Origin of the sequence: Marinobacter sp., assembly GCF_033722195.1 — a bacterium.
Classification (GTDB): Bacteria; Pseudomonadota; Gammaproteobacteria; order Pseudomonadales; family Oleiphilaceae; genus Marinobacter.
In genome coordinates this window covers 1-18,359 of sequence record NZ_JAWVZL010000013.1, presented here as the reverse complement: position 1 = coordinate 18,359, position 18,359 = coordinate 1, and the positions used below count along the sequence as shown (strand labels likewise).

Annotated in this window: 15 protein-coding genes and 1 tRNA gene; 3 read left to right on the top strand and 13 right to left on the bottom strand. The window is 64.6% G+C overall.

Features of this window, described 5'->3' with window-relative positions:
• Nucleotides 1-31: 31 nt before the first annotated feature.
• The 6 genes from pepN to R3280_RS04160 all read right to left on the bottom strand — a co-directional run bounded on the left by pepN (nucleotide 32) and on the right by R3280_RS04160 (nucleotide 6,753).
• On the bottom strand, nucleotides 32-2,680 hold the full coding sequence (pepN, locus tag R3280_RS04185; protein ID WP_318997323.1) for an aminopeptidase N: 2,649 nt from the start codon (nucleotides 2,678-2,680) through the stop codon (nucleotides 32-34).
• A gap of 63 nt (nucleotides 2,681-2,743) precedes the next feature.
• Nucleotides 2,744-3,550 (bottom strand): DUF2797 domain-containing protein, encoded by an 807-nt coding sequence (locus R3280_RS04180; RefSeq protein ID WP_413468739.1) that lies wholly within the window; start codon nucleotides 3,548-3,550, stop codon nucleotides 2,744-2,746.
• Nucleotides 3,551-3,598: 48 nt separating this feature from the next.
• Nucleotides 3,599-3,859, bottom strand: coding sequence for a YeaC family protein (locus R3280_RS04175; protein WP_318997321.1), 261 nt, complete (start codon nucleotides 3,857-3,859; stop codon nucleotides 3,599-3,601).
• A 128-nt stretch (nucleotides 3,860-3,987) separates the two neighbouring features.
• On the bottom strand, nucleotides 3,988-4,842 hold the full coding sequence (locus R3280_RS04170) for a rhomboid family intramembrane serine protease (protein WP_318997350.1): 855 nt from the start codon (nucleotides 4,840-4,842) through the stop codon (nucleotides 3,988-3,990).
• Nucleotides 4,843-4,855: 13 nt separating this feature from the next.
• Nucleotides 4,856-5,866 carry a metallophosphoesterase gene (locus R3280_RS04165; protein ID WP_318997320.1) on the bottom strand — a complete coding sequence of 337 codons (1,011 nt, stop codon included), beginning with the start codon at nucleotides 5,864-5,866 and terminating at the stop codon, nucleotides 4,856-4,858.
• A 2-nt stretch (nucleotides 5,867-5,868) separates the two neighbouring features.
• Nucleotides 5,869-6,753 (bottom strand): NAD(+) kinase, encoded by an 885-nt coding sequence (locus tag R3280_RS04160; protein WP_318997319.1) that lies wholly within the window; start codon nucleotides 6,751-6,753, stop codon nucleotides 5,869-5,871.
• 134 nt (nucleotides 6,754-6,887) lie between these two features.
• Here R3280_RS04160 and R3280_RS04155 point away from each other — a divergent pair, with 134 nt between their 5' ends.
• Nucleotides 6,888-7,799, top strand: a complete 912-nt coding sequence (locus R3280_RS04155) for a DUF1853 family protein (protein WP_318997318.1) — start codon at nucleotides 6,888-6,890, stop codon at nucleotides 7,797-7,799.
• A gap of 24 nt (nucleotides 7,800-7,823) precedes the next feature.
• Here the strand turns inward: R3280_RS04155 and R3280_RS04150 are convergent, their stop codons facing one another.
• Both R3280_RS04150 and R3280_RS04145 read right to left on the bottom strand, forming a co-directional pair.
• Nucleotides 7,824-9,095: a DNA repair protein gene (locus tag R3280_RS04150; protein ID WP_318997317.1), complete on the bottom strand. Its 1,272-nt coding sequence runs from the start codon at nucleotides 9,093-9,095 to the stop codon at nucleotides 7,824-7,826.
• Between the two features lie 173 nt (nucleotides 9,096-9,268).
• A complete protein-coding gene (locus R3280_RS04145; protein ID WP_318997316.1) occupies nucleotides 9,269-11,341 on the bottom strand; it encodes an NADPH-dependent 2,4-dienoyl-CoA reductase in 2,073 nt (690 codons plus the stop codon).
• 141 nt (nucleotides 11,342-11,482) lie between these two features.
• Here R3280_RS04145 and R3280_RS04140 point away from each other — a divergent pair, with 141 nt between their 5' ends.
• The gene (locus R3280_RS04140) at nucleotides 11,483-12,547 is read left to right on the top strand and encodes an AraC family transcriptional regulator (RefSeq protein ID WP_318997315.1); all 1,065 of its coding nucleotides are present in this window, start codon (nucleotides 11,483-11,485) and stop codon (nucleotides 12,545-12,547) included.
• Nucleotides 12,548-12,628: 81 nt separating this feature from the next.
• Here R3280_RS04140 and R3280_RS04135 read toward each other — a convergent pair.
• Nucleotides 12,629-12,705: transfer RNA gene (locus tag R3280_RS04135), tRNA-Asp, on the bottom strand.
• A 129-nt stretch (nucleotides 12,706-12,834) separates the two neighbouring features.
• Nucleotides 12,835-13,866, bottom strand: a complete 1,032-nt coding sequence (locus R3280_RS04130; RefSeq protein ID WP_318997314.1) for an AraC family transcriptional regulator — start codon at nucleotides 13,864-13,866, stop codon at nucleotides 12,835-12,837.
• Between the two features lie 349 nt (nucleotides 13,867-14,215).
• Here R3280_RS04130 and R3280_RS04125 point away from each other — a divergent pair, with 349 nt between their 5' ends.
• On the top strand, nucleotides 14,216-15,088 hold the full coding sequence (locus R3280_RS04125) for a MaoC/PaaZ C-terminal domain-containing protein (RefSeq protein ID WP_318997313.1): 873 nt from the start codon (nucleotides 14,216-14,218) through the stop codon (nucleotides 15,086-15,088).
• 7 nt (nucleotides 15,089-15,095) lie between these two features.
• On the opposite strand, the gene R3280_RS04120 is transcribed toward R3280_RS04125, so the two are convergent.
• The 3 genes from R3280_RS04120 to R3280_RS04110 all read right to left on the bottom strand — a co-directional run bounded on the left by R3280_RS04120 (nucleotide 15,096) and on the right by R3280_RS04110 (nucleotide 18,236).
• Nucleotides 15,096-16,661, bottom strand: coding sequence for a response regulator (locus R3280_RS04120; protein ID WP_318997312.1), 1,566 nt, complete (start codon nucleotides 16,659-16,661; stop codon nucleotides 15,096-15,098).
• Between the two features lie 44 nt (nucleotides 16,662-16,705).
• Nucleotides 16,706-17,332, bottom strand: a complete 627-nt coding sequence (gene fixJ / locus R3280_RS04115) for a response regulator FixJ (RefSeq protein ID WP_318997311.1) — start codon at nucleotides 17,330-17,332, stop codon at nucleotides 16,706-16,708.
• 73 nt (nucleotides 17,333-17,405) lie between these two features.
• Nucleotides 17,406-18,236 carry a M23 family metallopeptidase gene (locus R3280_RS04110; RefSeq protein WP_318997310.1) on the bottom strand — a complete coding sequence of 277 codons (831 nt, stop codon included), beginning with the start codon at nucleotides 18,234-18,236 and terminating at the stop codon, nucleotides 17,406-17,408.
• Nucleotides 18,237-18,359 lie beyond the last annotated feature (123 nt).

Genomic DNA, 18,359 nt, shown 5'->3' with positions numbered 1-18,359 from the left:
CCCCCGGACTCCCGCGCCGGGCCAGCCGGCCTCAGGCCGGCTCCGCCAGGCTCTTGTGCACCACCTCATAAACATCCCGTGACAGCCCGGCTTTGTCCCGCACCGTCTCCAGCGCCGCTTTCATGCCGTCCCGGTATTGCGGAGCAAACTTGCGCCAGCGGGTCAGCGGCGACACCAGACGGGCGGCGATCTGGGGATTACTGTCGTCCAGCCGGCAGATCTGCTGTGCCAGGAAACGATAGCCCGAGCCGTCCGGGGCGTGGAAGCGGGCCAGGTTCTGGCCGGCAAAGGCCCCAATGACCGCCCTCACCTTGTTGGGATTCTTCCAGTCGAAGGCCTCGTGCTCCAGCAAAGCCCTGACCCGCTCCAGGTCGCCGCACCGGGGACTGGCGGTCTGTACGGAGAACCATTGCTCCACCACCTGGGGGTCCTCCCGCCACTGGCGGAAGAAGTCGGCGAGCACCCGGTCCCGGTCCGCCTCGAAGTCCGAGTTCACCAGCGCCCGCAGCGCGCCGGCCTGATCCGTCATATGGCTGGCATCCTTGAACTGGCGAAGTGCCAGCTCACGGCCTTCCTCATCGTTGATGTGCAGCAGCCAGGCCAGCGCGGTGTTGGCCAGGGCGCGCCGCGCAATGGCGCTGGAGTTGTAGGTGTAGTCGCCGCTCTGATGGTTGCGGTGATAGCAGGCCACCAGCTCATCACGCAGGGTGTCGGCAACCTCCTGGAGCACCCGGTTGCGGGCAGCGTGGATGGCCTGTACGTCCGCCTCGGCGGTCAGCTCGATCAGATAGGCCTCGCTGGGCAACTGCAGCATCTTCGCCACCAGGGCCTGGTCCAGTTCGGTGTCGGAAACCAGGTGGCGGTAGGCGGTCAGCAGCCGGGGCTCGACTTCGGCCTCAGCCGGGGCACCCACCAGCGAGCTGATCACATCCACCGCCAGGCGCTGGCCGGCATCCCAGCGGTTGAAGCCGTCGGAATCGTGGCTCATCAGGAACATCAGCTGGTCGCGGGTCCAGGGGTAGAACACCCGTACCGGCGCCGAGAATCCCCGCAGCAGGGACGGTACCGGCCGCTCCGCCAGGCCGTGGAACTCGAAGGTCTGGAGTTCACCGGTCAGTTCAAGCACCCGCTCGGTGAGGTGGCTGTGGTCCCCGGCGGACAGCCGCAAGGACAGGTCTTTGCCGTTGCTGTCCAGCAGACCGATGCCAAACGGAATGTGCTGGGGCTTCTTATTGCGCTGGCCCGGGGTATCCGGAATACGCTGCTCGATGGTCAGGGAGTAGACCTGCCGGCCGGCGTCGTAATCGTCACGGACGGTAAGTTCCGGGGTGCCCGCCTGCTCGTACCATAACCGGAACTGGCCGAGGTCGCGGCCGCTGGCGTCCTCCATGGCCTGGACGAAATCGTCCGTGGTCACCGCCTGGCCATCGTGGCGCTCGAAGTAGAGATCGCTGCCTTTGCGGAACAGCTCCGGCCCCAGCAGGGTACGGATCATCCTCACCACTTCCGAGCCTTTCTCGTAGATGGTCAGGGTGTAGAAGTTGGAGATCTCCATGTAGGAGGCCGGGCGCACCGGATGCGCCATGGGCCCGGCGTCTTCGGCGAACTGGGCGGTGCGCAGCAGGGTCGCGTCCTCGATGCGCTTGACGGTGGCCGAGCCCATGTCGGAGGAGAACTCGGAGTCCCGGAACACCGTGAAGCCCTCTTTCAGGCTGAGCTGGAACCAGTCCCGGCAGGTCACACGGTTGCCGGACCAGTTGTGGAAATACTCGTGGGCAACGATGGACTCGATGCGCTCGAAGGCCACATCGGTGGCGGTGTCGGGGCTGGCCAGCACACAGGAGGAGTTGAAGATATTCAGGCCCTTGTTCTCCATGGCCCCCATATTGAAATCGTCCACCGCCACGATCATGAAGATGTCCAGGTCGTATTCGCGGCCGTAAACCTCCTCGTCCCAGCGCATGGCGCGCTTCAGGGAGTCCATGGCATGGTCGCACTTGTCGGCGTTGCGGGGCTCCACATACATCCGCAGATCGATACCGCGGCCGGACTGGGTGGTGTAGTGGTCACGCTTCTCGGTCAGGTCCCCGGCCACCAGGGCGAACAGGTAGCAGGGTTTGGGAAAGGGGTCTTCCCAGGTCACAAAATGACGGCCGTCCGCCAGGTCGCCCCGCTCCACGTCGTTGCCGTTGGACAGCAGTACCGGGTAGTGGTGTTTGTCGGCCTCCACGCGGGTGCGGAACCTGGCCATGACGTCGGGCCGGTCGGGATAGTAGGTGATGCAGCGGAAGCCCTCGGCCTCGCACTGGGTGCAGAACATGCCGGAGGATTTGTAGAGGCCTTCCAGGCGGGTGTTGTTCTGGGGCTCGATCCAGGTCACCACCGTGAGCTGGAACTGATCGGGCACCCGGGCTATGACCAGTCGCTCACCCTGGTTGTCGTACTCGTCCTCGCCCAGGGTCCGGCCGTCCAGCTGAAGCCGCTCCAGGGTCAGGCTGTCACCATCCAGCTCTAGGGCCGCCTGGTCGCGGCCGGCTTCGGTGTTGCGCCGGATGTCCAGCACACTGTGAACCCGGGCGCCGTCCTCGAACAGCTCGAACCGCAGGTCGACATGATCCACCAGAAAGGCCGGAACCTGATACTCACTGAGGTAAATGGTGGTGGGCTGGCTGGTACGCATACTGAGTCTCTCCGAAGCTGTCGATCATGGCACAGGCAGTTGGCTGGTCAGCCGGTGCGCGGTTCAGGCCGCGTCCCGTCCGGCCCGGAACCGTACCTGATAGGCGGTGTACTTGCGAATGTTGATCACCCCGGTGTCCAGTATCAGATACTGGCCCTTGATGCCCTGGAGGATGCCCGACACGGACGGCGTCTTGTCCAGGTTGTGGGTGGCGATCTTGGCGGGCCAGACGTCCACCGGATAGCCCAGGCTGAGGCCGTCATCGTCCACAGTCTGCAGGGCGTTGTCACCGTGCTCGGCCCGCAGCGCGGCCAGTTCCGGCTCGATTCGGGCCAGCAGGCTGCGGCGCTCCTGAGCCAGGTCAACCTCTGGCACATCGCCCTTGAGCATGGCCCGCCAGTTGGTGCGGTCCGCAACATGGGCCTTGCAGGCCACCTCTACAAGACCCGCGAGGCGCCGGGTGGCGACCCGAAGCATGGGCAGCGCCGCCACTGCGCCCTGGTCGATCCAGCGGGTCGGCACCTGGGACGCCCGGGTGATCCCCACCTTCAGGCCGGAAGAGTTGGCCAGGTAGACCACATGCCCGGTCATGCAGTGGGTCTCGCCCCATTCCGGTTCCCGGCAGGTCCCCAGGTGGTAGTGGCACTTCTCCGGGCTCATGATGCAGCTGTCGCAGGCCGCCAGGCGCTTGAAGCAGGGGTAACAGTAGCCCTGATTGAAACTCTTGCTGGTGTTGCGGTCGCAGTTAATACAGCGAATCCTGCCGTCGAAATCGATCTGCACCCGGCTGCCGATCAGATCATTGAGGGGCAGACGGGTGTCCCCCACTTTCAGGGTGTAGCTGACCGGGTCACCGGCTGCCACGCCCATCTTGGTCAATCGGCCAGCGACGTCAATTCCAGTGCTCAAGGGCCTACCTCAGTTCAGGATGCGGATTCGGTCAGTGTCGCCCTTCGGGCCGGCCTGACTGCCGTCGGCCCTGCGACGGTCGATGTAGCCCACCCGCTGCTCCTCCGGAATATCATGCTTGCGCTCATAATAGAGCACGGCTTCCATGCAGATGGCACGCTGCTCCTTGGTGACCGGGCGACCGTCGGGCCATTTGCCCAGTTCGATGCCCCTTTTCAGGCTCTGATAGACCGCCGGATCCAGGCGCTCTATTAATTCGTCGTAAGTCATGAAAATTTTTCCCCCACAGAGGTTGACCGCAATAAATGATAACGATTATCATTATTAAACCAGATGACAACGGTCGTTTGCCATTTGGTCTCTCTCATCAGGAGCTTAGGCTCTTTTAACGCCCCGCATCATGCGGGGCTTTTTTTTGGCGGTGCCACCAGCAGCGCCATCGTCAGACCCGCCAACAGACCGCCCAGGTGGGCCTCGTTCGCCATCGGCCCCATGCCCAGGAGCGCCGGCAGCGGGGTGAAACCCACCACCATCCAGCCCACTGCAAACAGGATCAGCGCCGGCGGAAACTGGAACCGGGCCCGGCGCTGCTGGCTCAACCAGCAATAACCCAGGGCGCCGTAGACCACCCCGGACAGGCCACCGAACAGCGGCCCGGACACCACGAACTGCAGGCCATTGGAAACCACCGCCGTCACCAGAAAAAGCGCCAGCAACCGGCCCTTGCCGTCGAACCACTCCACCTGGCTGCCGAGGAACCAGAGCATCACCGCGTTGAAAATGATGTGGGTCCAGGAGAAATGCAGAAAAGCCGGCGTCACCAAGCGCCAGAGCTCACCGGAGGTGAGGGTCTGGCTGAGGGCCGCCAGGCGCTGGTCCATGGTCGCCCAGCCAAACTGCTGGGGGTCCACAAACATCAGCCAGGCCGACAGCTGGCTGCGGCCAAGGCCCGTTGCCCAGGCCAGCAGGGCCGCCACAATCACCACCGCAAGCACCACCGGGGCATGCCCCGGCGAGGGTTGCCAGCGCCCGCCCACGAACACCGGTGAGTGGCGGGTTTCCTTCACCGCCGCCCGCACTGCCGGCCGGTTGAGGTACTGATCCAGCGCATTCAAAACCGCCTCGGCATGCTCGGGTTCTGCCAGCCAGAGCACCTGCTGGCCACCCTCCTCGGCAATCCGGTGCTCGACGCCCTGCGCCCGCAGCCAGGCGCTGAAATCCGACAGGTCCACATCCGTTGCCAGCTGCTTCACTCGATACAAGGGGTCACCTCGACAGACTGTCTTCGGTTTGTGGATCGTCGCTGAGCTCCGGCCGCTCCACTTCCACAGAGACGAATTTATCGCGGCTAAGTTCCCGTTCGTCGTCCAGACGGTAGGCCACCAGCTTGCCGTACTTGACTGCGCTGTAGTCCAGGCAGGCCACATTGGGCTTGAGGGGCGCAGGCTCGCCCTCCATCCAGTAGTGACCCACGAACACCGGCGGCTCCGACAGCGGGTAGCTCCGCAACTGCCGGCGCTCGTCGTCGGTGAGGGTCCGCTGGGCGATCGCATCCGGCAGCGGGTCGGGCTGGAACACCACGTCGGCGTAGGTCTGGGGGTTGTCGGCCCAGAACTTGGTGCGGAAGAAGTGCCGCTTGAAGCCGTCCCGGCTGGTGATGGAGAGCCCTTCCGGCAGGCGCAGATCCGTGCCCCGCAGCAGGTTGTCCATGACCTGGCCGGCGAAGGAGTCGATCACCGAGGAGGCATGGAGGAAGTCCTCGTCAATGCAGCTGCCCCCCTGGACCTGCCTGAACTTCTCGATCAGCTCGTGATCCCAGCAGGCGTGCACAACCCGGAAGTGGTCCTCCTCGATGAACAGCGGCAGGGTGTAGAACCACTCCAGGAACTCGTTCCACTCATGGGGATAATGGGCAAACTGCTCCAGGGTTTCCCGGATCAGACGGTCATGGCGGGGGTTGTGCTCCCGCAGCCACTTGCGGCCGCTGCCGGCCCGGGCCAGGGTGCAGTAGCCCAGGGCATTGTATTCGTGGTTGCCCATGACGATACGGGCGGAGCCGTGATCCACCATGTCCCGCACCAGATGCAGGGCCTCCCGGATGCGGGGGCCACGGTCGATGATGTCGCCGATGAAGATGGCCTGCCGGCGCGGGTGCTGGTAGATCCCGTTGATCTTGCGATAGCCCATCTGGCCCAGCAGGCGCTCCAGGGTGTTGGCGCAGCCATGGATGTCACCAATGATATCGTAGCCGCGACTGGCGGATTTCCTGACTGCCATGATCAACTCGCTGCTATCTCGCTGGCCCAGCCCAACTTGTCCCGGCAGGTGGCGTAGAAATTGTGGTCGGTGGGGTGGATCAGCCGGATCTTGAAGGGCTTCTTGGTGATGCGGATGACATCCCCCGGGGCGCAGGCCACGTTCATCTGGCCGTCGCAGCTGACCTGGGGGTAAGTCTCGTTGGTCTCGCCGATCACCAGCTTGATCTCGCTCTTGCCGTCCACCACGATCGGCCGGCTACTGAGGGTATGGGGGAACATGGGCACCAGCACAATGGCATCCAGTTTGGGATGCATGATGGGGCCACCGGCGGACAGGGAATAGGCCGTGGAGCCGGTGGGGGTGGCCACGATCAGGCCGTCCGAGCGCTGGGAATAGACAAAATGGCCATCAATGTAGAGGTCGAAACCGATCATCCGGGTGGAACGGCCGGGGTGCAGCACCACATCGTTCAGGGCCGAGCCAAACCCCAGGGGCTGGCCCTTGCGCTCCACGTGGGCGTCCAGCAGGAAGCGGTTCTCCTCGATGTATTCGCCCTGCAGCACACGGCTCAGGCGCTTTTCCAGCTCAGCCGGGGCAATATCGGTCAGAAAGCCCAGGCGGCCCCGGTTGACTCCCAGCAGCGGGATCTTGGACTTGGCCAGCTCCCGCGCCGCTCCCAGCAGGCTTCCGTCGCCACCCACCACGATCACCAGGTCGCAGATTTCCCCCAACAGTTTCTTGCTGGCCACCTGCAGGCCATGGCCCGGGAGCATGTTGGCAGTGTCGGACTCCAGAATCACATGGTAGTTCTCATTGACCAGGTAATTGCGCAGCTGGCGCAGGGACTCCACCACCTTGACGCTGCCCATGCGGCCAATGACACCTATGTTCCTGAACTGATCCATGCGACATCCTGTAGAGTGAGATCCAGTGACGCGCCGCCACCGGTGGTGCGGGAATTGAATCGCACCATCTTACCGAATTACGGCGTGATTCTGAAAAAGTTCTCCGGGCAGCAACAGAGCAGTGGAGCCACACCATGAACCACACCGCCAGCCCACTCTGGCAGACTCCCGCCGTGCGGCACCTGGCCTGGCTGTGCCAGGCGCCACCGCTGCTTGACGACCAGCCGCTGTTCCGGCCCGCCGATTGGCTGCCCGAAGACTGGATGACCCGCCTGGCGCTGCTGGATGCCGCGCCCGGACCCCTTCTGGCCTGGCTGGAGCAGGCCCCCTCCCGCCGCCTCGGGCACTATTTCGAGCGCCTGTACGCCTACCTGCTGGAGCAGTTGCTGGGCTGGCCGGTGCTGCTGCAGAACCAGCCGGTCAGGGACACCCGCGGCCGAACCCTGGGGGAGCTGGATTTCATCGTCTGCAACCCGGTGACCGCGGCGGCCGAGCACCATGAACTGGCGGTGAAATACTACCTTGGCCTGCCGGAGCCGGACCGGGTGCGATGGTACGGTCCCAATGCCCGGGACCGCCTGGACCTGAAACGGGACCGGCTGCTGAACCACCAGAGCCGCATGACCGAGCGGCCCGAAACCCTGAGTCTGCTGGCCGCCCAGGACCTGGCGGGCCCGCTGACCGCCCGCATCGTGATGCCGGGCAACCTGTTCTACCCCTTGCAACCACCCTGCCCCCGGGCCCCGGACTGGGTCAACCCACACCATGAGCGGGGCTACTGGCTGGCGCTATCGGAGTTACCGGGGCTGGATCACGACCATTGGGTGCCCCTGCACAAGCCGGACTGGCTCGGCCCCTTCCAATGCCGCCAGCCGCCCTGCCCGCAGGCAGTGGCCGACCAGCTTCAGCGGATCGCACGGGACCGGACCGCGGGACTGTTTGCGCGCATGGCGCCCAGGCCGGATGGCCAGGGCTATGACGAGAAGGACCGATATTTCGTGGTGCCGGACAGCTGGCCTGGGGAAGAGGCCCGGGCCATGGCCTGAACGGTCCACTGAACGCCCGGTGTCCTAGACGGTCTGGTGCTCGGCCACCTGGTGCGCCTCGCAGCGGTCGTCCCGGCCGGGCTGGAAGTCGCCGGGCTGGCTGACCCGCAGGATGGGCTCGCCACAGAGTTTGCCGTTCTTCAGCTTGTGGTGGCAGGTGGGGGCCTCGTAGTGGGCCAGCCATTCCCGGTAGGCGGGCTCGTTGAGACCGCACTTGGCGGCGGCGTAGGCGGTGGGATTCTCGAAGTAGCGGTCAATCTCGGAGTACGGCAGCGTCAGGTGACCGACACCGGCGTGATAGGCCACCAGAAACACGCTCTGGACCTGGAGTTGCCGCATCAGTGAATCTTCCACCGGCTCCCGGTGCCGGAGGTCGTGGTTCTCCTGCTCGAGCAGTATGATCTTGTCGTTGCGCATCTCCAGCTCGCGCTGCTTGCGCTCCAGCTGCTCCCGCAGCAGTACCACCTCGGCGTGATTGGTCTGGTTCTCCTGGTTGCGGCTGTCGGCCTCCTGGCCCATCCGCTCCTGGATCGAGAGGTACTGCTCGTTGCGATCCGCCAGACGTTTCTTGAGCTGCTCGTTGGTCAGACGCTGGCGCTCGTACTTCTGCTCCAGGTCCGCCATTTCACTGCGCAGGGCCTGCATCTCCAGCCGATGCTCCCGCTGCAGGTCCGACAGGGCATCCCGGTGTACACTCTGCAGGGTCTTGATGCGCAGCCGCTGCTCGCGGATCGTCTGGGCCAGGCGGGAACGCTGGGCGCCGGTCTCCGGATCGTCGGCGGCTCCGCCGCCCTTGGTAAGGGCCGAACGCAGCACCGGAATCTCCGGCTCGGTTTCCTGGGCGGCCTGGCGCTGGAACTTGAGACTGTTGGCGTCAATGGCCTTGCGAATGGCCTGGAAGTGGTTACTGCCCGGCGTCATGTCCGGGTCCCAGAGCTCGTCCGCCAGATTGGGCGCCGGGCACTGGCTGCGGCATACCAGCCGGATGGCGCCGCCGCCCAGGTCGGGACCCTTGGCGCCGTCCTGGGCAAGCTGCTCCACCGGCAGGTTCCAGTGGCTGTCGGCACGGCCTTCCTCATCAAAATAGATTCGGAAAAATACCAGCGAGCGGATCAGCAGATCACCGCCCAGCACCACATGCACCGCACGCACGTCCGTGTCCGCGAGATCCGACAGACCCACATACCCATCCAGGAAGGCGCCAAACTCGGACGCCCGCATCTGGCGGGACACCTGGGCGCCGTCCATGAACAAGACCGCCGAGTAGCCTTCGGCGGCCTGATTGGCAGAAGCCATCCAACACTCCCCTGAACAAAAAGCTACCGGACACACGCCGGCACTGGGCCAAACGTTCCGCTAAAGCCCGATTGATCACATTGTAGCGAGTGTCCGAGGAACAGGCAGGATGAAAACTGAAAAGTTTTGTTGTTGGACCCGGTGCGGTGAATGCCACCGGGCCCGCCCGGAACTCAGAGCTGCGCCGCCAGCCGGCTGCCCTGGTTGATGGCCCGCTTGGCGTCCAGTTCCGCCGCGACATCGGCACCGCCAATCAGGTGTACCGGCACACCCGCCTGCTCCAGACCCTGCTGCAGCTCCCGCAGCGGCTCCTGGCCGGCACAGATGATGATGCTGTCCACCGGCAGCACCCGATCCTCACCCTGGCTGGCGCCTTTGGGCGTGATGGTGATGTGCAGACCCTCGTCATCGATCTTGCGGTAGCTGACGCCGGGGATCATCTGCACCTGGCGATGCTTGAGGGAGGTGCGGTGGATCCAGCCGGTGGTCTTGCCCAGGTTCTTGCCCACTTTGGAGGTCTTGCGCTGCAACAGGTAGACCTCCCGCGCCGGCTCCGGCAGCTCCGGCTTGACGCCCTGGATGCCGCCCCGGTGCTCGACAGTGAGGTCCACGCCCCACTCCCGCATGAAATGCTCGGGATCCAGCGCCGCCGAGGTGCCCTTGTGGACGATGAACTCGGAGACATCGAAACCGATGCCGCCGGCACCGATCACGGCGACCCGCTGGCCCACCGGCTTACGCTCCAGCAGCGCATCCAGGTAGCCCATGACCTTGGGGTGATTGATACCCTCGATCTCTGGCACCCGGGGTGCTACGCCGGTGGCCAGCAGCACTTCGTCAAAACCGGCCGCCACCAGGTCCTCGGCGCTGACCCGGGTATTGAGCTTCACCTCGACGCCGTGCTTGTCCAGCATCACCCGGAAATAGCGCAGGGTCTCGTAGAACTCCTCCTTGCCAGGGATCCGCTTGGCCACATTGAACTGACCGCCCACTTCCGACGCCGAGTCGAACAGGGTCACCTGGTGGCCGCGTTCGGCCGCCACGGTGGCCGCTGCCAGGCCGGCGGGGCCGGCGCCCACCACGGCAATGCGCTTGGGGTTGGCGGTCCGGACGTAAGTGAGTTCGGTCTCGTGACAGGCCCGCGGGTTCACCAGACAGGAGGTCAGTTTGCCGCTGAAGGTGTGGTCCAGGCAGGCCTGGTTACAGCCGATGCAGGTGTTGATTTCCTCCGCCCGGTCAGCGGCGGCCTTGGCCACCAGGTCGGCGTCCGCCAGGAAAGGCCGCGCCATGGACACCATGTCGGCGTCGCCTTCCGCCAGGATCTTCTCCGCCACGTCCGGCATGTTGATGCGGTTGGTGGTCACCAGAGGGATGCTGACATGCTCCTTGAGACGGGCGGTCACCTTGGTGAAGGCGCCGCGGGGTACCGAGGTGGCGATGGTGGGCACTCGCGCCTCATGCCAGCCGATACCGGTGTTGATGATGGTGGCGCCGGCCGCTTCGATGGCCTTGGCCAGGTGCACCACTTCGTCCCAGGTGCTGCCGTCCTCGATCAGGTCCAGCATTGACAGCCGGTAGATAATGATAAACTCCGCCCCCACCCGCTCGCGGACCCGGCGCACGATCTCCAGGGGCAGGCGGATTCGGTTCTCGTAGCTGCCGCCCCAGCGGTCGGTACGATGGTTGGTATGGGACACGATGAACTGGTTGATGAAGTAACCTTCCGAGCCCATGATCTCGACGCCGTCGTAGCCGGCACGCTGGGCCAGGGCGGCGCAGTCCACATAGGCCTGGATCTGCTTCTCGATACCCGCTTCGTCCAGCTCTTTGGGAGTGAACGGATTGATGGGCGCCTGGATCGCGGATGGCGCCACCAGCGTCGGGGAGTAGGCGTAGCGACCGGCGTGGAGGATCTGCATGCAGATCTTGCCGTCGGCCTCGTGCACCGCCTGGGTGATCACCTTGTGGCGGTCGGACTCTTCCTCGGTGTCCATCTTGGCGGCGTGCTGGAAAACCGCGCCTTCGGCGTTGGGACCGATACCGCCGGTGACAATCAGGCCGGCACCGCCCCGGGCCCGCTCGGCATAGAAGGCCGCCAGGCGGTTGAAGCCGTCGGGGGCTTCCTCGAGGCCGGTATGCATGGAGCCCATCAGGGTGCGGTTGCGCAGGCGCGTGAAACCCAGATCCAGCGGCTCGAGCAGGTGCGGGTATTTGGCAACGCCGGGGCTGGTAGCGGTAACGGTCATGGTGTTCTCCTCATCACTTCGGTCGTCCGGTGCCGATCTTTACGCCGGCGGCCGGGAATGAGCACAAATTAGCCTGCTGCCTTGCGTGGAACAATATCCTCAAATAACATTTTATTATCTCCAGATTACTTGTCCGACAATATGCCCGCACCCGGTTCTCTCCAGAGAAGCAACACCCTGGGCGACATCAGCCTGCTCTACGTGGCGGTGATCGCCCGGGCCGTCGATGCCCACGACCTCGACTCCGGCCCGCTGCTGGCCCAGTTCGGTATCGAGCCCCAGCTGCTGGCGGTGCCGGATGCCCGTATCAGCATCCCCCGCTTCATGCGCCTGGGCCATGCCGCCACGGCCCTGACCGGTAATCCGGCCCTGGGCCTGACCATGGGGCAGCTCACGCGCCCGGTGGATGCCGGCCGCGCCGGACTCGCCGCCCAGACCGCCGCTGTTGCGGGCGAGGCCCTTGCAACCCAGATCCGGTATGACCTGCTCACCAGCCAGAACAGTCGCGGCCAGCCCCGGATGCTGACCGAACCTGCCGCCGCCGAGTTCTACTCCATCAAGCCCTACAACGCCTTCAATCACTTTGTGGTGGATTCGGTGCTGGCGGCCTGGACCCAGCTGCTTCGCACCGTCACCGGCCAGCAGCAGGTGCTGGCCCGGGTTAGCATCGAGTACCCGGACCGGGGCGTTGCCGAGGCCTTCGAGCACTGGTTCGGCTGCCCGGTGGTGTTCGGCGCGGGTCACAACCGGATCTACCCGCGACCGGAGGTGATGCGCATGGCCTGCCGCGACGCCCAGCCGGCGGTTCACCGCCAGTTGCGTGAGGATTGCGAGCAGGCCCTGGCCCGGCTGCGTTCGGGATGGGGTGTCCGGGATCAGGTACGGGAGAAGCTGACGCCACTGCTGGAAGGCGAGGCGCCGCGACTGGAACAGGTGGCCATGGAACTCGGAATCACGCCCTGGAGTCTGCAGCGTCGCCTCACGGAAGCCGGCACCGGTTTCCGGGAGCTGGTGGATCGCACGCGACAGGACCTGGCCCTGGACTACATCCGGGAAACGCGGCTGGCGTTCTCTGAGATTGCCTGGCTGCTGGGGTTTTCCGGTCCGGCGGCCTTTCACAAGGCCTACCAGCGCTGGTTCGGGCGGAGCCCCGGGCAGCATCGGCGGGCGTTCAGTGAAGAGCAGAAAGCCAAAGGCATAGCCTGACGGTTAACGAACGGACGGGACTGTGCCGTGACAGATGAGACAGAAAAATGAAGAAAGTGTACGTCATAGAGAGGGGAAAAATGGCGGAGCGGACGGGACTCGAACCCGCGACCCCCGGCGTGACAGGCCGGTATTCTAACCAACTGAACTACCGCTCCGCGCGGTGTTGTCGAGCTTTCCGGAAGGGCTCGCTCGGTGACAACGAGGGCGCATTATAAAGAGGGCGCCCCGCATGTCAACGGTTTTCCGAAAGATTCCCGGCGGAATTCACCACCGGGCCTCTCAGGCTACATGGCATCCACCATGACATCCTTGCCCTGGGCGGTTTTGCGATATTCGATGGGGGTCATGCCGGACCAGCGCTTGAAGGCCCGATAGAAGGTGCTGGGCTCGGAAAATCCGGTGAGGTAGACGATCTCGTCAATGGATTCGTCGGTGGTGGCCAGCAGCTGCCGGGCCAGGCGGTAACGGAAATCCGCCAGCACCTGGTTGAAGCTGGTCTCGGCCTCGGTGAGCCGGGTCCGCAGGGTCCTCGGCTTGATACCCAGGCGCTCTGCGACACCGTCCAGGGTCACCTCGCCGCTGTCCAGCAGTTCGGCGACGATGCGCTCCACCTGGCCCACGATGTCCTTCTTCTCCAGCCTGGCCACCTGCTCGCTGGCAAAACGCTCGTGCAGGTCCAGCAGCTCCGGCTCGGCATGGGGCGACGGGTGGGCCAGCAAGCTGGCGGGGAAATACATCCGGTTCTCGCGGGCACCGAAGACTACCTCGCAGCCCAGCACCTCGCGGACGTGGTCCTGGCTGTGGTCCCGGTCATGCTCGAATTCGATGCGGGAGGGATGGAACTCGCCATCAGTGATGGACTTGAAGAAGATCATCAGGCCCTGGACGAAGCATTCGTTGAAATGCCGCAGCCGGCTGACCTCCTCGGAGGCGGCGTCCAGCACCATGCAGGCTTCGTCACCCTCGATCAGGAAATCGGTGCGGGCGGCGTCACTGAGCAGGCGCTGGTAGTTCTGGGCCCGGCGCAGGCCTTCGCCGAAGGTGGGGCTGCTGAGGAAAAGATACTCCAGCACCTGGCCCTTGTAGACCGGCAGGACCTGGCCCAGGTGCAGGCCGATGTTGCGGTCGCCGGAGACGTCCTCCACGGCCTGCCAGAAATAGAGCTGGGCACTGTGGGGTGTGCGCAACTGCTCGGTGTAGACGTAATCCGTGTTGACGCCCAAACGGGAAAAAATGGCGTCAGTGTCGATACCCTTGGTTTTCATCGCCTGGTAAATCAGGCGAAGCATCACGCCAGCATCACGAAGTTCCTGCATAACGCACCATTTATAGTTATCGGGTTATTGAAACCTTACGGCCTGCGTTGGCCTACTCGACCGGCCCCCTGGTGGCTGGAGTCAATGCCGCCACCGCCGGACTTTGCCAGACTGGCAGACTGTCTACCGCTTATGGTATCCCACTGCCACCGGTAAGCGCACACCTGGCGACGATGATCGGCGAACCGGATCCAGACCCCTCCGCCGGCAATCGACCGCCAGCGCCTTGTTCACGGGCATGAAGGTCAGACGCAGAAATCCACGGAACCGTTCCGGCAAGCACCGTTTGGCCCCATTTGACTTATAGTAGAGCGATTCCAGCGCCGCTCAAGACGGGAGATGTAAAACCATGCAACAGACAATGTCCTATCGTAACCAGGGTCCTGGACTCCTATCCCTGTACGGTCGCGCCTTGTTGCCGAAATCCGGGGCCGGCGAAGACACCCGCCTGCCCGAACTGTCTGCCGAATTGGTGGGGGTGTCGACCGGGGGCGCCGAGCTGGCGCGCTACCGGAGCCTTTGCGGCTTTCCTGTGCGCACCAGCGTGCCGCTCACCTGGCCCCACATTCTGGCCTTCCCGCTGCACCTCAAGCTACTGACCGACAAGCGTTTTCCCCTCCCGCTGCTGGGCCTGGTGCACCTGCGCAACAGCATCACCCAGCACCGCCCCATCGGCGTCGCCGAGCGCCTGGACCTGACCGTCACTGTGGCCAACGACCAGCGCACGGACAAGGGCCTGGAATTCGATCTGGTCACCAGGGCCTGGTCCGGCGGCTCCCTGGTGTGGGAGGAGGCCAGCACCACCTTGTTCCGGCAGAAGCAGGCCGGCGGCAAAAGCCAGGCGAAAGCAAAAAAGCCGACCCTGGCCAGCTACCCCAATCGGCTGGAGGTGACGGCACCGGAGTCCCTGGGACGGCGCTACGGCCGGCTCTCGGGCGACATGAACCCGATCCACATGCATGCGCTGACCGCCAAGGCCTTTGGTTTTCCCCGCGCGATCGCCCATGGCATGTGGAGCAAGGCCCATTGCCTGGCCCTGCTGAGCCAGCAGACCGGCTGGTCTGACACGGGGGTGACCGTCGACTGCCAGTTCAAGAAGCCCCTGTTCCTGCCGGGTCGGGCCGCCCTGAACTGGCGGGAAGGCAATAAGGCATGGGATTTCCAGCTGCTGAATGCGGCCGGTGATGCGCCCCACCTGACCGGTCAGGTGCACTGGCGCTGAGGCCGCTTCAGGCGTTGGCGGCGGGCGCCACCGGCAGGGTGAAGAAGAAGCGGGCACCCCCTTCAGGTGGCCGCTCGAAACCGATATCACCGCCCTGGGCCTGGATCAGGGAACGACACAGGGCCAGGCCGATGCCCATGCCCTCGGCCTTGGTGGTGAAGAACGGCAGGAAAAGCTGCTCTTCTGCCTCGTCGGAGACCCCCAGGCCCTGATCAGTCACGCTGATCCGCACACACTCGGGCCCGCGCAGCTCGGCGCTGACCACAACCGGCGCATGGCGACCGGCACTGCGGGTGGATTCCAGGGCATTGCGGATCAGGTTCAGGGCCACCTGCTGGACCTGGACCGGATCCGCCACCACTTCCGGCACATCCTCGGCCACCTCCACCAACACGTCCCCTTCATTGTGCCGGGCGTCCACCTCGGCGAACTGCCGGGTCTCCTCCAGCAACTGCGAGAGCGACAGCACTTCCTTGCCGGCGGCCGGCTTCTTGACGAAACGGCGAATGCGACGGATCACCTCACTGGCGCGATGGGACTGGGCCTCAATCTTGCTCAGTGTCTGCTGGATCAGCTCCCGGTCCAGCGGATCGTCCGCCATCATCCGCAAGGCCACGCGGGCGTAGTTGGTGATGGCGGTCAGCGGCTGGTTGACCTCGTGGGCAAAGCCGGCCGCCATTTCCCCCATGGTGGACATGCGGGAGGCATGGGCCAGCTGGTCGCGCTGTTCCTGCACCAGTGACCGGGCCTCCTCCAGGGCCTGCTCGTTGGCAAGCTCCGGACTGATGTCGCGGAACACCACGACGGCCCCCACCAGTTGCCCGCCTTCCAGTTTCGGCGTGGCCCGGTATTCGGCGGGAAAATCCACGCCATTGAGGCGGCGCATGCGGACATCGCGCTGGTGCTCGGCGATCCCCTGGGCACAGGTGGTCTGCACCGGCAACACCTGCGCCGAGGGCTCGTCTTCCGGGCCACAGCGGCGACCAAAATGCAGTTCGAAGAAGTTGCGACCGATCAGCTCGTCGGTGGAGCAGCCGGTGATCATGGCGGCGGCCGGATTGGCGAATTCGATGGTGCCGGCGGAATCCAGCCCGTAGATGCCCTCGTTGATGGCATTGAGGATACGGGTCTGGTCGTTCTCGAGCTGGCGGTTACGGGCCTGCAGTTCCCGCTCCAGCCGGATGACCTGGGCGTGGGTGCGCACCCGGGCGATGACTTCCTGGGCCTGAAACGGCTTGGCGATGTAGTCGGCGCCACCGAGGGCGAAGCCCTTGACCTTGGCATCCACATCGTCGAGGGCGGACAGGAAGACAATGGCGCTGTCGGCAGTGACCGGATCGGTCTTGAGCCGCTGGCAGACTTCGTAGCCGTCGATGTCCGGCATCATGATATCCAGCAGGATCACTTCCGGCAGGTGGCGCTGGGCCAGGTTCAGGGCCTTGTGACCGTCGTTCGCGATCAGCAGCTTGTAGCCGCGGTCTTTCAGCGTTTCGTAGAGGACTTTGAGATTCTGGGCATTGTCATCCACCAGAAGCACGGTGGCTTCCGAGTAGCCGTTGACGGTTTCAGTCATAGAGTCTGGCCGGTTCAGGGAGTGCCCGTATCTTGGCCGTCAATTCAGCCGGCGTCGATACGGTCCTTTACTGACAGCACCATGCGCACCAGGTGTGCCAGGGAGTGGGTGCCCATCTTGTGCATGACCCGGGAGCGGTGGATCTCCACGGTGCGCTGGCTGATGTCCAGCTCGATGGCGATGACCTTGTTGGCCTGGCCGGCGATCATGCGATCCATGATCTCCTTTTCCCGGGGCGTCAGGGTCTTGATACGGCGGACGATTTCCTGCTTCTCCCCAAGCGTCCTGCGCTGCTCACGGTCCTGTTCCAGGGCGGCCTCGATCTTCTCCAGCAGGGCTTCTTCACGATAGGGCTTCTGGATGAAGTCCACCGCACCCTCTTTCATGGCGTCCACCGCCATGGGCACATCACCGTGGCCGGTGACAAAGATGATGGGCAGGATCGAATGACGCTCGTTGAGCTTCTTCTGAAGTTCCAGACCGTCCATGCCCGGCATGCGGATGTCCAGCACGATGCAGCCTGCCATGCGGTCGGAATAGTCGCTGAGAAAGGCGTTGGCCGTGGGGTAGGTCTTGACGGACTTCTTGGCGGACTTGAGCAGCAGCTCCAATGAATCCCTTACCGCCTCGTCGTCTTCCACCACATACACGGTCTGATGGATGTCGGTCATCGGTTCTCGTCTCCCCTTACTCGTGTTGTTCTTCGTTTGGCCTGAGGCGCCGGGCAGGACCTGCGCCCGCGGCTCAGGGTGTGTGCCCGGCCGTCGGGGCCGGTGCCACCGTGTTGGGATCCACCCGCACCTGGTACCAGTTCATACGCCAGTCCAGGTGCGGCCCGGTGGACCGTCCGGAGCTGCCCACCCGCGCCACCCGATCCCCCTGGCGCACCCGCTGGCCCACCGTCACCTCGAAGCCCGACAGGTGCAGGAAGGTGGAGCTGACGCCAAAGCCATGGTCAATAATGAGGGTTCCGCCGGAATAGAACAAATCCGGCTCTGCCAGTGTTACCACACCGTCCGCCGGCGCCACCACCGGGGCCCCGGCCGGCGCCGCGATATCAATACCGTAATGGGGCGACCGGGGCTCGCCGTTGTAGATCCGCTGACTGCCGTAGACCCCGGTAATGCGACCGGACGCCGGCCAGATGAAATCCCCCAGAAAGCCTGTCAGGCTGGAGTCGGTGTCACGAACCTCCCGAACCTGCGACGCCTCCTGGCGGATCCTCGCCAGGTGCTCCTCCGACGGCGTCACCGTGCGGCCAGGCACGCCGTCGATACGCTGGACGCGGTAGTCGCGCTCGGCCAGGGTCAGGGTCTTCTGCCGGCGGCTGCCATCCGGTGCCAGCACCGTAAGCTGCTGGCGAAGCTCAGCGTTGCGGTCAAAGCCCAGCACGAAGCGGCCATCATCGGTGACCCGCACAGGATCGCCGTTGAGCCGGACTTCACTGCCGGGCGCCACCTGGCCTCGCACCAGTGCGCCCTGGGACAGCGGCCCGGTCAGCTCCAGGGCCTGGCTGGCGGCGCTGGCGCCCAGTATCACCAGGCCCAGCACAAACACTGCAATGCTTCTGCTCATGGAACGGACTCGCCCTGCGGTTGGTTAGTGGATGGAGGGATCCTTGTCACCCTGCTGGTGCTCCTGGCGCTCCTGTTCACGCATTTTCTCCAGCCGCTGCTGGATGGCACCGAACACGCTCTG

Coding starts and splice junctions, on each gene's coding strand:
- R3280_RS04110 (WP_318997310.1), bottom strand. CDS start 18,236: ATGAGCAGAAGCATTGCAGTGTTTGTGCTGGGCCTGGTGATACTGGGC.
- R3280_RS04160 (WP_318997319.1), bottom strand. CDS start 6,753: ATGGATCAGTTCAGGAACATAGGTGTCATTGGCCGCATGGGCAGCGTC.
- R3280_RS04175 (WP_318997321.1), bottom strand. CDS start 3,859: ATGACTTACGACGAATTAATAGAGCGCCTGGATCCGGCGGTCTATCAG.
- R3280_RS04145 (WP_318997316.1), bottom strand. CDS start 11,341: ATGACCGTTACCGCTACCAGCCCCGGCGTTGCCAAATACCCGCACCTG.
- fixJ (WP_318997311.1), bottom strand. CDS start 17,332: ATGACCGACATCCATCAGACCGTGTATGTGGTGGAAGACGACGAGGCG.
- R3280_RS04125 (WP_318997313.1), top strand. CDS start 14,216: ATGCAACAGACAATGTCCTATCGTAACCAGGGTCCTGGACTCCTATCC.
- pepN (WP_318997323.1), bottom strand. CDS start 2,680: ATGCGTACCAGCCAGCCCACCACCATTTACCTCAGTGAGTATCAGGTT.
- R3280_RS04120 (WP_318997312.1), bottom strand. CDS start 16,661: ATGACTGAAACCGTCAACGGCTACTCGGAAGCCACCGTGCTTCTGGTG.
- R3280_RS04150 (WP_318997317.1), bottom strand. CDS start 9,095: ATGGCTTCTGCCAATCAGGCCGCCGAAGGCTACTCGGCGGTCTTGTTC.
- R3280_RS04165 (WP_318997320.1), bottom strand. CDS start 5,866: ATGGCAGTCAGGAAATCCGCCAGTCGCGGCTACGATATCATTGGTGAC.
- R3280_RS04180 (WP_413468739.1), bottom strand. CDS start 3,550: ATGGGCGTGGCAGCCGGTGACCCGGTCAGCTACACCCTGAAAGTGGGG.
- R3280_RS04155 (WP_318997318.1), top strand. CDS start 6,888: ATGAACCACACCGCCAGCCCACTCTGGCAGACTCCCGCCGTGCGGCAC.
- R3280_RS04140 (WP_318997315.1), top strand. CDS start 11,483: ATGCCCGCACCCGGTTCTCTCCAGAGAAGCAACACCCTGGGCGACATC.
- R3280_RS04130 (WP_318997314.1), bottom strand. CDS start 13,866: ATGCAGGAACTTCGTGATGCTGGCGTGATGCTTCGCCTGATTTACCAG.